Origin of the sequence: Pseudomonas oryzihabitans (genome assembly GCF_024652905.1) — a bacterium.
Lineage (GTDB): Bacteria > Pseudomonadota > Gammaproteobacteria > Pseudomonadales > Pseudomonadaceae > Chryseomonas > Chryseomonas benzopyrenica.
The window spans coordinates 4,083,210-4,096,595 of the sequence record NZ_CP102428.1; the positions used below are offsets into that span (position 1 = coordinate 4,083,210).

At 64.2% G+C, this 13,386-nt stretch carries 7 protein-coding genes and 1 pseudogene; 3 read left to right on the plus strand and 5 right to left on the minus strand.

What is annotated here, in order from left to right; all coding sequences use genetic code 11:
- Window positions 1-12 precede the first annotated feature (12 nt).
- A complete protein-coding gene (locus NRG74_RS18950) occupies window positions 13-1,635 on the minus strand; it encodes a methyl-accepting chemotaxis protein (RefSeq protein WP_257705047.1) in 1,623 nt (540 codons plus the stop codon).
- 322 nt (window positions 1,636-1,957) lie between these two features.
- On the opposite strand from NRG74_RS18950, the gene NRG74_RS18955 reads away from it, so the two are divergent.
- Window positions 1,958-2,470, plus strand: a complete 513-nt coding sequence (locus tag NRG74_RS18955) for a nucleotidyltransferase family protein (RefSeq protein ID WP_257705048.1) — start codon at window positions 1,958-1,960, stop codon at window positions 2,468-2,470.
- 43 nt (window positions 2,471-2,513) lie between these two features.
- Here the strand turns inward: NRG74_RS18955 and NRG74_RS24735 are convergent, their stop codons facing one another.
- Together NRG74_RS24735 and NRG74_RS24740 are read right to left on the minus strand one after the other, a co-directional pair.
- Window positions 2,514-3,059 (minus strand): methyl-accepting chemotaxis protein, encoded by a 546-nt coding sequence (locus NRG74_RS24735; protein ID WP_414204876.1) that lies wholly within the window; start codon window positions 3,057-3,059, stop codon window positions 2,514-2,516.
- A 357-nt stretch (window positions 3,060-3,416) separates the two neighbouring features.
- Window positions 3,417-4,403, minus strand: a pseudogene (locus NRG74_RS24740) (methyl-accepting chemotaxis protein); the annotation flags it as partial.
- A 540-nt stretch (window positions 4,404-4,943) separates the two neighbouring features.
- On the opposite strand from NRG74_RS24740, the gene NRG74_RS18965 reads away from it, so the two are divergent.
- Together NRG74_RS18965 and putA are read left to right on the plus strand one after the other, a co-directional pair.
- The gene (locus NRG74_RS18965) at window positions 4,944-5,933 is read left to right on the plus strand and encodes an LLM class oxidoreductase (protein ID WP_017639440.1); all 990 of its coding nucleotides are present in this window, start codon (window positions 4,944-4,946) and stop codon (window positions 5,931-5,933) included.
- A gap of 269 nt (window positions 5,934-6,202) precedes the next feature.
- Entirely contained in the window at window positions 6,203-10,171 is a 3,969-nt protein-coding gene (gene putA / locus NRG74_RS18970) for a trifunctional transcriptional regulator/proline dehydrogenase/L-glutamate gamma-semialdehyde dehydrogenase (RefSeq protein WP_257705050.1), read from the plus strand.
- Window positions 10,172-10,487: 316 nt separating this feature from the next.
- Here putA and NRG74_RS18975 read toward each other — a convergent pair whose 3' ends face one another.
- Together NRG74_RS18975 and NRG74_RS18980 are read right to left on the minus strand one after the other, a co-directional pair.
- Window positions 10,488-12,836: an FdhF/YdeP family oxidoreductase gene (locus NRG74_RS18975; RefSeq protein ID WP_257705051.1), complete on the minus strand. Its 2,349-nt coding sequence runs from the start codon at window positions 12,834-12,836 to the stop codon at window positions 10,488-10,490.
- 76 nt (window positions 12,837-12,912) lie between these two features.
- Entirely contained in the window at window positions 12,913-13,380 is a 468-nt protein-coding gene (locus tag NRG74_RS18980; protein ID WP_007161318.1) for a tRNA (cytidine(34)-2'-O)-methyltransferase, read from the minus strand.
- Window positions 13,381-13,386: the final 6 nt, after the last annotated feature.

Genomic DNA, 13,386 nt, shown 5'->3' on the forward strand with positions numbered 1-13,386 from the left:
GTATAGGGATAGCTAGATGCGGAAGCGCGAGGTCGCCTGCCGCAGATCGGTGTCGACCACCACCAATTGCTCACCCATGCGGGCGGTGGCGGTGGTGCTGTCCGCACTGGACTGGGTATCGCTCTGCAGGCGCCGGGTGTCGCTGCTGATCGAATCGGAAAGGCTCAGCTGCTCGCCGGTGAGCAGGGCAATCTGAGCGTTGTAGTCGTTGATGCGCGCCACGGCCTGGGCGATGCCTTCGAGCATGGCGGTAGCGGCCTGGGAGCTGCTGGCGCTAACCTGGGCCTGGTTGTGGCTACCCTGCATGGCCTGCAGCACGCGCTGAGCGTTGCTCTGCAGGCGCTCGATGATCTGCTGGATCTCGGCAGTGGAGCGTGCGGTCTTCTGGGCCAGATTGCGCACCTCGTCGGCCACCACGGCGAAGCCGCGGCCCTGTTCACCGGCGCGTGCGGCCTCGATGGCGGCGTTGAGCGCCAGCAGATTGGTCTGCTCGGCGATGGACTTGATCACGTCCAGCACCAGGCCGACCTGGCGGGTCTCCTGTTCCAGCTGCTGCATGGATTCGGCCGATTGGCGCACGCTGTCGTCCAGTTCGCCGATGTTGCGCGACAGCTTGCCGATGCTGGTACGGGCGGCGGCGGATTGCTCGGCCGCGGCGGCGGCCTGGTCGGCGGCTTCGCGCGAGCGGTCGGCCACCTCATGCAGGTTGGTGTTCATGGTCTGGATGTCACGACCGATGGATTCGGTGTGACCCTGCTGAGAGCGGGCGTTGTTCTCCACTGTCTGGGTGAGGTGATAGAGCTCGCCGGACACCTGGCCCAAAGGGTGGGCAGCGTCGACGATGGCCTTGATCGTACTCTGCAGCTGATCGAGAAAAACATTGAACAGTGCGGTCATTTGGCCGATCTCGTCCCGCGAGCCGACCTGCAGGCGGCGGGTGAGGTCACCGTCGCCCTCGGCAATGGCGCGCAGCGAGGTGATGACCTCGCGCACGCTGCCAAGTACGCTACGGATAGTCAGCACGGCGGCTCCGGCCAGGATCACTACCAGCAGCAGGCTCAGCCAGATACCCACCCGAGTGGTATCGGCGTTCTGGCCGCGAGCCTGGGCCAAGGTCTGCTGGAAATCGGTATAGGCATGGGCGCGCAAGGTAGTACCCAATTGCTGGGCGGCGGCGAGATCCGAGGCCATGCGATCCAGGTTGGGACGCAGGGAATCGAAGGAGCCACTACCTTTGATCAACTGTTCGGAGGCGCTTAGGGCGTTGTCCACGTAACGATGTATGCCCGCGCGCCAACTGGAAATTTCTTCGTTGCGCGCCGAGGTCTGGCGAGTGAGGCCGGCCATTTCCTGAAGTCGGCTATCGATGTCGTCGACCACCTTGCGGGCCTCGCCCAAAGTTTCCAGTTCACTGGCGGTCACAGCACTATTAAATAGCCCGGGCAGGCGAGAGAACTGGAAGAGTACGGCGTCGGCCTTTTCCAGCAGCGGATAGCTGTGATTCTCCAGCAGGTCGAGGCGTTGGTCATTGCCGGCCAGTTGGGCCGAGGTGTAGGCCACGTAGAGCAGCAGGCCTATCAGGGCGGCAGCGGGCAGCAGCGACAGCTTGAGCGTGAGCGACAGGTTACGGAACATGTACACCTCGGGAAGCATGGGCAGTAGCAAGCATCGAGGTGCGGAGACGTTCCTTCGAAATGAAGACTCGCCAGTGGTCATATCCTGACCAATCACCACGTCCTGTTGGCATCGCGAGTAAGGATCAGCGAAGCCGTCACCATTTCGACGGCCCCAAAGTAAACTTGAATGAGATAATCATTATTGCGATTAATGCCGATGAACGTTGCGAAAGTACGTTCAGGCGGTCATTTACAGAAGGTTTAGACTGATTAGTCGTGCCATGACCCCACTGTTTTCCCAGATAGAGCACTGGCTTGCGGCAGATACCGAGCGCTTGCGCTTGCTTCGCGTCCTCGCCCATTTGCAGCTGCCCGATGCCTGGCTGGCGGCCGGCTTCGTGCGCAATCTGGTCTGGGATCGGCTGCACGGCTATACCGTGCCGACACCGCTGGTAGATCTGGATGTCATCTATTTCGATGTGACCGACTGCCGGCCCGAACGGGACAGGGCCATCGAGATGGCCCTGGCGGAGCGGGCGCCGGGGTGGCCCTGGTCGGTGCGCAACCAGGCTGCCATGCATCTACGCAACGACGATGCACCCTATGCCGATAGCCTGGATGCCATGCGTTTCTGGGTCGAGGTGGAGTCCGCGCTGGCCGCGCGCCTCACCGAGACGGGCGAACTCGAGGTGGTCAGCCCCTTCGTCCAGGATGGGCTCTTCGCCTTGCACTTGACGCCGAATCCCTGGCGGCCCCGGCTCGACGCCTTTCGCCAGCGCCTGTCGAGCAAAGGCTGGCTGACGCGCTGGCCGCGCTTGCACGTGCAGAAGCCTGGGTTTGCCGAGCGGGATTGATGGCAAACGCCGAAGCGGGTGGCGAACTGCTTCGGCGCTGGCGTCAGACCTTGAAGCGTGCGGTTAGCTCCTGCAGTTGCAGGCTCAGGCGGGCCAGCTCGGTACTGGAGCCGGCGGTTTCCTCGGTGGCGGCGGCGGTCTGGTCGGCGACCTCATGAACCTTGACCACGCTGCGACTGATGTTCTCACCCGCCGCGCTCTGCTGCTCGACGGCAGCCGCGATCTGCTCGTTCATGGCCTCGATTTCGCCCACCGCGCTACTGACACTGGCCAGTACCACGCCGGCTTGGCGGGTCAGGCCGACACTGTCGCCGGTCAACTGAATGTTGCGCTCCAGCGCCTCGCTCATCTTGTCGGTGCTGCCATGCAGGCTGGTGATCAGGCTGGCGATTTCATCAGTGGAAGAGCGGGTGCGCTGCGCCAGCCCGCGTACCTCGTCGGCCACCACGGCAAAGCCACGACCTGCCTCGCCGGCACGGGCCGCCTCGATGGCCGCATTGAGCGCCAGCAGATTGGTCTGTTCGGCGACAGCCTTGATCACGTCCAGCACGCCGCCGATGCGGTCGGCGTCCTGCTTGAGCAGCTCCATGGTCACCTGGGTACTGTCCACTTCCTGCGCCAGGGTTTCGATCTGGGTGGCGACCTGGTTGACCATCTCATCGCCTTCGCGAGTCTTGAGCGTGGCCTCGCGGGCGGTCATAGAGGCCTGCTCGGCATTGCGGGCCACCTCGCCAATGGTGGCGGTCATCTGCTGCATGGCGGTGGCGATCTGCTCGGTCTCCACCTTTTGCGCCGTGGCGCCCGCCCGCGTCTGCTGGGTGATGGCGGAGAGCTCTTCAGCGGCGCTGGCGACCTGGACGACGCCGTCTTTCTGCTCGCGGATAAGCTCGCGCAGATTGACGATCATGCGTTGCATGGCCGCCTGCAGGAGGCCGAGTTCGTCCTTGCGGTCGGCCTGGGTCTCGACGGTCAGGTCGCCCGCGGCGATCCGTTCCACGGTGCCGAGGGTCTGGCGCAGTGGCGTCACGATGGAGCGGGTGATGATCCAGGCGGCGACCAGGCTCAGCAGCACTGCCAGGAGCAGGCCGCCAAAGAGCATCAGCTTGGCATCGCGGATATCGCCGAGACGGAACTGGTTCTGCACCTGCTTCATCTCGTCGGCGGTCTTGAGCAGCGCCAGGATGCGCTGGTCCAGGCCGTCGTCGGCTTGTTCGAACTGCTTCTGAATGGTGAATAGCTGCTGTATCTGGCGCTGATACTGGTCGAAGAGTTCTGGCAGTCGCTGCAGGCTCGTGGTCGAGGCGCTGCTGGCCGGCAGAGCCTTGAGTACGGCACCGACCTTGCCCAGTGAGGTCTGCAGGGCTTCCTGCTGCGGGCCGGCGGATTTAAGCACATAGACGCGGAAGTCGATTCGCAGTTTTTGCAGGGCCGCCAGCAGGGGCGAGAATTGCACGCCGCCATGGTCGATCTGGCTATCCAGCGTGCTGGAGGCGTCTTGAAGCTGCTTGTCTAACGTATCGCCAGTCTCTCTTATGCTCTGGATGGTGGCATCGCGGTCCTGGGTCACCTTCAGCGTCTGCTGATAGAGGTCACGATATTCCTGGAGGGTTTGCTCGGTGCGGGCGAGCAGCGCCTGGCTCTGGGGGCGTCGAAACAGCGGGCGAGCTTCCTGCAGTTGCTTTTCGAGGGCGTCGATGGAGAGCTTCCAGCGATTGGCTTGCTCCGTTTCCGGCAGTAGGGCGAAGGCCCCGCGGGCATTGCGCATGTCGCGAGTGAGCAGGCCGATCTGGGTGAACTGCTCGATGAGATTGCCGCGCCGGCCCAAGGCCTGGATGCCAGACCAGCCTGCGTAGGCAATGGCTAGTGTGAGGATGATCAAGGCGGTGAAACCGGAAAAAAGCTTTGTACGAACACTCATATTGTGCAACTGCATGGATGCTATTCCTGATGTTCGGAAAAATGTTCCGGAGCCAAGGGAAAGAAAAAGGGAAAGATCTTAAACCAGCTGGAAAGGCTCTGGGATGAGCATTTTCCGCTTCGAAGAAGATGCGCCAAATTGGTAAATCTATTTATGGAGTGTCCCTTCAAGCTCTGCCTGGAGGCTTGGCCGACCACCGTTTGCAAGAAAAGCCTTTTTGTTTCAGCTATAGCGAGACTCGAGCACTATTTGGCGAAGTTGATAAAAGTAAAAAGCTAAAAGTTTATCCTTGCTATTAGTCTGTCTTTATATGAAGAAAGTAGGTTAAATAATTTTCTGAAAAAATGGCTTGCAGGGTGGGGTGTAAAAAGACCGCATAAGGAGAGTGCCAAGGTCGATGCAGGCTGCCGGGGCGGCGGAGAATGCGCAGTCCGTGGCGCGCTGGGTCGCAAGGGGGTGGCTCGAGGATGAGCGAGCCGGCACTCGGCGAACCCTGGAATGCCGCTAGACTCCATAGAAAGGTCATTCGCTTTCCCTCTCTGGCAAGGAATCCCCATGTCCACCACGGAGCGTCGCCGCGCCTTCCTTCAGCATCCGGGTTTTTCGCGGCTGTTCGCACCCGGTCGCCTGACCCTGGGCTTCCTGCTACCGCTGGAGGGCTATCCCGATGATCCCATGCCGACCCTGCGCGACCATGCGCGTCTGGCGCGGCTGGCCGACCAATTGGGCTTCGCTGCGCTCTGGGCACGCGACGTGCCCTTCTATGATCCTGGTTTCAACGACGCCGGCCAGGTATTCGAACCCTTCACCTATCTCGGCTATCTGGCCGGCATCACCCAGCACCTGACCCTGGCCACTGGCAGCGCCGTCATCACCCTGCGGCATCCCCTGCACTTGGCCAAGATGGCGGCCTCGGTCGATCAGTTGAGCGATGGTCGCCTGGTGTTGGGAGTAGCCTCCGGCGATCGCCCGGTGGAATACCCGGCGTTTGGCCTGGAAGGCGAGTTCGAGCGACGGGGCGAGCGCTTTCGCGATGCCTTCGAGATGTTCCGGCTGGCCGGCGAAACCAATTTTCCCCTGGCTGAATTCCGCCGTTTCGGCGATCTGCAGGGGCTGGCCGATCTGGTGCCCAAACCGGTGCACGGTCGCATCCCGGCGTTGGTGACCGGGCGCAGTCGGCAAACGGTGGACTGGATCGCCGCCAAGGCCGATGGCTGGTTCTATTACTTCGTGCCTGCCGAGCATGTCCCGGCGCTGACGCGGGTCTGGCGCGAGGCGCTGAACGAGATCGGCGGGCGCGAATTGTTCAAGCCCTTCGCTCAGGGCCTGTTCTTCGAGCTGGCCAGTGATCCGGACCAACCCCCACGGCCCATCCATGCCGGCCTGTCCTGTGGGCGGCGAGCGCTGGTGGACTATCTCACCCAATTGCAGGAGGCGGGCGTCAATCACCTGGCGCTCAATCTGCGTCCCTCGCGCCGTCCGGCCAGCGAAGTCGTCCAGGAGCTGGGCGAGTTCGTGCTGCCGTACTTTCCGTCCCTGCAGTGAAAGGCCCGGCCCCGTGTGAAGCCAGGTAACACTTGCCTGGCTAACGACTTTCCCAAGTCGTCATTCGAATGCGCGATTCCTCTGTGGCGGGGGTTCGACCAGGTCGCAACCCTTGGCCTGATCTCTGCATAGTTTTGCGATCTGTTACCTTGCCATTGGTGCAACCAGATCGACGGTAGAACCTGCCGGGTTGCACTTGGTTGCACTTTTCTTTCGAGCGGCGCTAAGCTGCGCCGAATTTCGATGCCTTCTTGCTTGAGGACCTGCGCATGGCCACCACTACCACCCTGGGCGTAAAGCTCGACGAAGCCACTCGCGATCGCCTCAAGGAAGCGGCTCGCCGTATCGATCGGACGCCCCATTGGCTGATCAAGCAGGCTATCTTCACCTATCTGGAAACCCTGGAAAGCGGTGCGACCCTGGCCGATCTGCAGGGTATCGCCCAGCGGCTGGCCGAGGGGGACAACGAGGCGGTGGAAGCCCTGGCCGATCCGGTCTATCAGCCCTTCCTGGAATTCGCTGAAAGCATCCTGCCGCAATCGGTCCTGCGCTCGGCCATCACCGCCGCCTATCGCCGCCCAGAAGAAGAGCTGCTGCCGCTGCTGCTGGAGCAGGCGCGCCTGCCCGCTGCCCAGGCCAAGGCCACCCACGAGCTGGCCCACCGCATCGCCGAAAAGCTTCGCAACGCCAAGGGTGCAACCGGGCGCTCCGGGATGGTGCAGAGTCTGCTCCGTGAGTTCTCACTGTCGTCCCAGGAAGGCGTGGCCCTGATGTGCCTGGCCGAAGCCTTGCTGCGCATCCCCGACAAGGGCACCCGCGATGCCTTGATCCGCGACAAGATCAGCACCGGCAACTGGCAGCCGCACCTGGGCAACAGCCCCTCGTTGTTCGTCAACGCTGCCACCTGGGGCCTGCTGCTGACCGGCCGCCTGGTCTCGACCCATAACGAAGCCGGCCTCACCAGTTCGCTCAACCGTCTCATTGGCAAGAGCGGCGAGCCGGTGATCCGCAAGGGCGTGGACATGGCCATGCGCCTGATGGGTGAGCAGTTCGTCACCGGCGAGACCATCGCCGAGGCCCTGGCCAACGCCAGCAAGTTCGAGGCGAAGGGCTTCCGCTACAGCTACGACATGCTGGGTGAAGCGGCCCTGACCGAAGCCGATGCCCGCCGCTACCTGGCCTCCTACGAGCAGGCCATCCATTCCATCGGCAAGGCTTCCCACGGTCGCGGCATCTACGAAGGCCCCGGCATCTCCATCAAGCTCTCGGCCCTGCACCCGCGTTACAGCCGCGCCCAGTACGACCGGGTGATGAGCGAGCTCTATCCGCGCCTGCTGGAGCTGACCCTGCTGGCCAAGCGCTACGACATCGGCCTGAACATCGACGCCGAGGAAGCCGATCGCCTGGAAATCTCCCTGGATCTGCTAGAGCGGCTGTCCTTCGAGCCGCAGCTGGCCGGCTGGAACGGCATCGGCTTCGTCATCCAGGCCTACCAGAAGCGCTGCCCGCTGGTGATCGATTACCTGATCGACCTGGCCCGCCGCAGCCGTCGCCGCCTGATGATCCGCCTGGTCAAGGGCGCCTACTGGGACAGCGAGATCAAGCGCGCCCAGATGGAAGGCCTGGAGGGCTATCCGGTCTATACCCGCAAGGTCTACACCGACGTGGCCTACCTGGCCTGTGCGCGCAAGCTGCTGGCCGCGCCGGAAGCCATCTACCCGCAATTCGCCACCCACAACGCCCACACCCTGGCCGCCATCTATCAGCTCGGCGGGCAGAACTACTACCCCGGTCAGTACGAATTCCAGTGCCTGCACGGCATGGGCGAGCCGCTGTACGAGCAGGTGGTGGGCAGCGTCAAGGACGGCAAGCTGGCACGCCCGTGCCGCATCTATGCCCCGGTGGGTACCCACGAGACGCTGCTGGCTTACCTGGTCCGCCGCCTGCTGGAAAACGGCGCCAACACCTCCTTCGTCAACCGCATCGCCGACCACTCCATCTCCCTGGACGAGCTGGTGGCCGATCCGGTGGTGCAGATCGAGCAGCAGTCCACCAACGAAGGCGGCATCGGCCTGCCGCATCCGCGCATTCCCCATCCGAGTGCCCTGTACGGCGCCGAGCGCTGCAATTCCAGCGGTCTGGACCTGTCCAGCGAACACCGCCTGGGTTCGCTGTCCGCTGCGCTGCTGGCCAGTGGCAACACCGCCTGGGAGGCGCGTCCGCTGCTGGGTCGCGCCAGTGAGCCGTCGATTCCGCAGCCGGTGCTCAACCCGGCCGATCGCCGCGACCGCGTCGGTCAGGTCAGCAACGCCACCCGCGCCGATGTCGACATCGCCCTGGAAGAAGCCCTGGCCGCCGCGCCCATCTGGCAATCCACGCCGCCCGAGCAGCGCGCCGCCGCCCTGGATCGCGCCGCCGAGCTGATGGAAGCCCAGATCCAGCCGCTGATGGGCCTGCTGGTGCGCGAAGCCGGCAAGACCTACGCCAACGCCATCGCCGAGGTACGCGAGGCGGTGGACTTCCTGCGCTACTACGCTGCCCTGGTGCGTCGCGACTTCGCCAACGACAGCCACCGCCCGCTGGGTCCGGTGGTCTGCATCAGTCCCTGGAACTTCCCCTTGGCCATCTTCAGCGGCCAGATCGCCGCGGCCCTGGCCGCTGGCAACACCGTGCTGGCCAAGCCGGCCGAGCAGACCCCGCTGATCGCCGCCCAGGCCGTGCGCCTCCTGCTGGAAGCCGGCATCCCCGAAGGCGTGCTGCAGCTGCTGCCGGGTGAGGGCTCCACCATCGGCGCCGCCCTGGTCAACGATGTGCGGGTCAAGGGGGTGATGTTCACCGGTTCCACCGAAGTGGCCCAGATCCTGGCGCGCAACATCGCCGGGCGCCTGGACGCCCAGGGCCGGCCGATCCCGCTGATCGCCGAGACTGGCGGCCAGAACGCCATGATCGTCGACTCCTCGGCCCTGGCCGAGCAGGTGGTGGCCGATGTGGTCGCCTCCGCCTTCGACAGCGCCGGTCAGCGTTGCTCCGCCCTGCGCGTGCTCTGCGTGCAGGACGACGTCGCCGACCGTGTGCTGGAGATGCTCAAGGGCGCCATGGCCGAATGCCGGCTGGGCAATCCGGAAAACCTCGCCATCGACATCGGCCCGGTGATCGATGGCGAGGCCAAGGCCACCATCGACAAGCATATCCAGACCCTGAGAGGCAAAGGTCGTCGGGTGCACCAAGGTGGACGGGTGGAGGGCGATGCCATCCACCGTGGCACCTTCGTCATGCCCACCCTGATCGAGCTGGATAGCCTGGCCGAGCTGGGCCGCGAGGTCTTCGGTCCGGTGCTGCACGTGGTGCGCTACGCTCGCAAGGACCTGGACAAGGTCATCGACCAGATCAATGCCACCGGCTATGGCCTGACCTTCGGCGTGCATACCCGTATCGACGAGACCATCGCCAAGGTGGTGGAGCGCGCCCATGCCGGCAATCTCTACGTCAACCGCAACATGGTCGGCGCGGTGGTCGGAGTGCAGCCCTTCGGTGGCGAAGGCCTTTCGGGTACCGGCCCCAAGGCCGGTGGCCCGCTGTATCTCTACCGTCTGCTCAGCACCCGTCCGGATGGCGATCCGGCCGTGGCCCTGGCCAAGGGCAGTACTGGCGAGACCGAATGGCAGGTGCGTGATGCCCTGCGTCAACAGGCCGGCAATCCGCTGGGCGCTCTGCATGACTGGGCCAAGCAGCAGGGCTTGGGCGAGTTGGAGCAGGCCTGCCTGAGATTCGCCGAGGAGTCCCTGAGCGGCCTGACCCGCCTGCTGCCGGGACCGACGGGCGAGCGCAACAGCTACAGCCTGCTGCCGCGCAGCCGAGTACTGTGCCTGGCGGCAGACGACAGCGACCTGCTGCTACAGCTGGCGGCGGTCATGGCGGTGGGCAGCACCGCGTTGGTCGAGGAGGCGCACAAGACGCTGCTGACGCGCCTGCCGCACGCCGTGCGTGCGCGGGTACAGGTGGCCGCCGACTGGCGCAAGGACGAAGTCGCCTTCGAGGCCGTCCTGCACCATGGCGATTCCGATCAGCTGCGCCAGATCTGCCAGTTGGTAGCCAAGCGCAACGGCCCCATCGTCGGCGTCCAGGGCCTGGCCCGCGGCGAGACCGCCATCCCGCTGGAGCGTCTGCTCATTGAGCGCGCCCTGAGCGTGAACACGGCAGCCGCCGGCGGCAATGCCAGTCTGATGACGATCGGCTAAGAAGTATCGGGCTGCGAAAGCGCGTAGTCTGAGCGCAACGAAAAGCCCAGCACGTGAATGCTGGGCTTTTTACCTTCCGGGCGGTCGCAGCCTTGTCCGTAGCACGGACAGCTCGTAGGTTGGGTTGAGCGCAGCGATGCTCAACAGTCAGCCTTGCCGTTGGGCTTCGACGGTGAAGCTGTCTCAGCTCGGTTACCCGTAGATTGGATCGAGCGTTGCAAAAAAGCCCAGCACTTCAATGCTGGGCTTTTCGTTTTCCGGAAGGCAGTGGTATGGACCAGGCTTCAGCGTTTTCTAAGCTTGGTTTGATCCACTTTCAGTACTGCGCCCCATACCCCTCCGGCTCCACCGGAAAGCCGCCGTCGTTGGCGGCGATCAGCTTGTTCAAACGCACCGGGATGGCCTTGGCCGCCGGTACCTTGCTGCCTTCGGCATGGTGCCAGAGCGGGATCAGGGCGTTGCACTCGGGGTAGTAGCCGCCACAGGCGCCTTCCGGAATGTTGTAGGGCGTGACCCGCAGCGGCCCGACCTCGCGCCGCACGCCGTCATCGGCCACCGTCGACACCTGCACCTTGTCGCCCTCGGCCAGGCCCAGGCGTTCGATGTCGTTGCGATTCATCAGGAGCACCGCGCGGGTGCCCTTCACGCCGCGGAAACGATCGTGATAGCCATAGATGGTGGTGTTGAACTGATCGTTGCTGCGCAACGTCATCAGGGTGAGGACGTCACGCCCGCTGGCGGGCATGTCCGGGTCTGCATCCAGGCTGCGCGGCACGATGAGATTGGCCTTGCCGGTCTCGGTCTTCCACTCGCGCTTGGCCGCCGGCAGCGGTCGATGGAAGCCGCCCACCTCCCACATCCTGGCATTGAAGTCGTGGAAGATATCCGGGAAGGAGAGGGCGATCTCGTCGCGGATCAGCGCATAGTCGGCCACCCAGGCATCCCAGGTGACCTTGGGGTTGTCTGGCAGGGTGGCCTTGGCCAGGCCAGCGACGATGGCCGACTCGGACAGCAGGTCACCTTCAGGCGGCTCGGCCACGCCGCGCCAGCCGTGAATGCAGCCGGTGCTGTCCTCGGTGCTGTGAGCCTGCTCCACGCCATTCTGGCGATCGATTTCGGTACGACCCAGGCAGGGCAGCAGATAGGCCTTGTCCGCCGGGACGAGGTGATTGCGATTGAGCTTGGTGGCGATCTGTACCGACAGGCGCAGGGTGCGCCAGGCCGGTTCCATCAGACTGGTCTCGGGAATGGCGCGCAGGAAGTTGCCACCCAGGCCGATGAAGGCCTTTACCGAACCATCGAGGATGCCTTCGCAGGCCTCCACGGTGTTGCGGCCCTTGTCCTGCGGCGGGGTGAAGCCGAAGCGCTCGCCGAGCTGCTCCAGCGGCGCCAGTTCCGGTTTCTCGGTGATGCCCACGGTGCGCTGACCCTGGACATTGGAATGGCCGCGCACCGGGCAGATGCCGGCACCGGGTTTGCCGATGTTGCCGCGCATGAGCAGCAGGTTGGTCAGCATCTGGATGGTTTCCACACCATGGCGATGCTGGGTCAGCCCCATGCCATAGATGCCGATCACCTTCTGGCGACGGCCATAGACGGCGGCAGCCGCTTCCAGCGCGCTGCGGGTCAGACCCGACTGGCGCTCCAGTTGCGGCCATTCCTGACGCTGCAGCCACTCGCAGAACTCGGCGAAACCATGGCAGTGCTCGGCGATGAAGGCATGGTCGAGCACGGCGGGCTGGCCCTGCTCGCGAGCCAGGTCATCGGCGGTCAGCAGCGCCTTGCACATACCGGTGAGGGCGGCGATGTCGCCACCCGGCTTGAGCTGATGGTACTGGGTGCTGATCTGCGTGGGGTGATCGGTCAGCATCTCCACTGGCGACTGCGGATTGACGAAGGTCTCCAGGCCACGCTCGCGCAGGGGGTTGAAGGTGATGATGGGCGCGCCGCGTTTGCGTGCTTCCTGCAGGTCATGCAGCATCCGCGGGCTGTTGCTGCCGGGATTCTGGCCAAAGAACAGCAGGCAGTCGGCCTGATCGAAATCGTTGAGGGTCACGGTGCCCACGGTCACGCCGATGCTCTTGGGCAGAGCCACCGAAGTGCTCTCGTGGCACATGTTGGAACTGTCCGGCAGATTGTTGGTGCCGTACAGGCGGGCATAGAGCTGATAGAGGTAGGAGGTCTCCAGCGCCGCGCGACCCGAGGCGTAGAAGATCACCGAATCCGGATCCAGTGCCTTGAGCTCGGCGCCGATGTCGGCGAAGGCTTCAGCCCAGCTCACCGGCCGATAGCGATCACTGGCGGCGTCGTAGCGCAGGGGGTGGGTGAGGCGTCCGACTTCTTCCAGATCGTAGTCGCGCCAGCCGCGCAGTTCGGTGAGGGAATGACTGGCAAAGAACTCCGGTCCGCACCTCTTGCTGGTGACCTCCCAGGCGGTGGCCTTGGCGCCGTTCTCGCAGAATTCCAGTGGGTGAGGCTTGCCCGGCTTGGCCCAGGCGCAACTCACGCAGGCGAAGCCGCCATGCTTGTTCTGCCGGGTCAGCAGGGCACCGGATTTGAGCGGCACCCGCTCGCGCAAGACGATCTCGGTCACCGAGCGCGCCGAGCCCCAACCACCGGAGGGCGCGTCGTAGCGTTCAACCTTGGGTTTGCCGATCTTGCTCATGGTGCGCCTCGTGTGACGGTCTGGCGATGTGCCTGTAGGTCATGGGACGGCGCGTCTGGCAGTAAGGTTCTGGCGGTCAGCCAGGCGGTGCGGCGAAGCCCAGCTGACGCCAGCCTTCGTAGACGGCCACGGCCACGGTGTTGGACAGATTGAGGCTGCGGCGATTGGGCAGCATGGGCAGGCGCAGCCGCTGTTCGGGTGGCAGGGACTCCAGCACCTCAGCCGGCAGACCGCGACTTTCCGGGCCAAACAGCAGGGCATCGCCCGGCGCGTAGGCGATCTCGGTGAAGGGATGGCTGGCCTTGGTGGTGAAGGCCAGCAGTCGGGGCGGCTGCAAATCTGCTATACAGGCCGCGAGGCTGGCATGGGTCCGCACGCTGGACCACTCGTGGTAGTCCAAGCCGGCGCGGCGCAATTTCTTGTCGTCCAGCGCGAAGCCCAGCGGCTCGATCAGATGCAGGCGGCAGCCGGTGATGGCGCACAGGCGAATGACGTTGCCGGTATTGGGCGGAATTTCCGGTTGGTAGAGGATGATGTCGAACATGAAGGG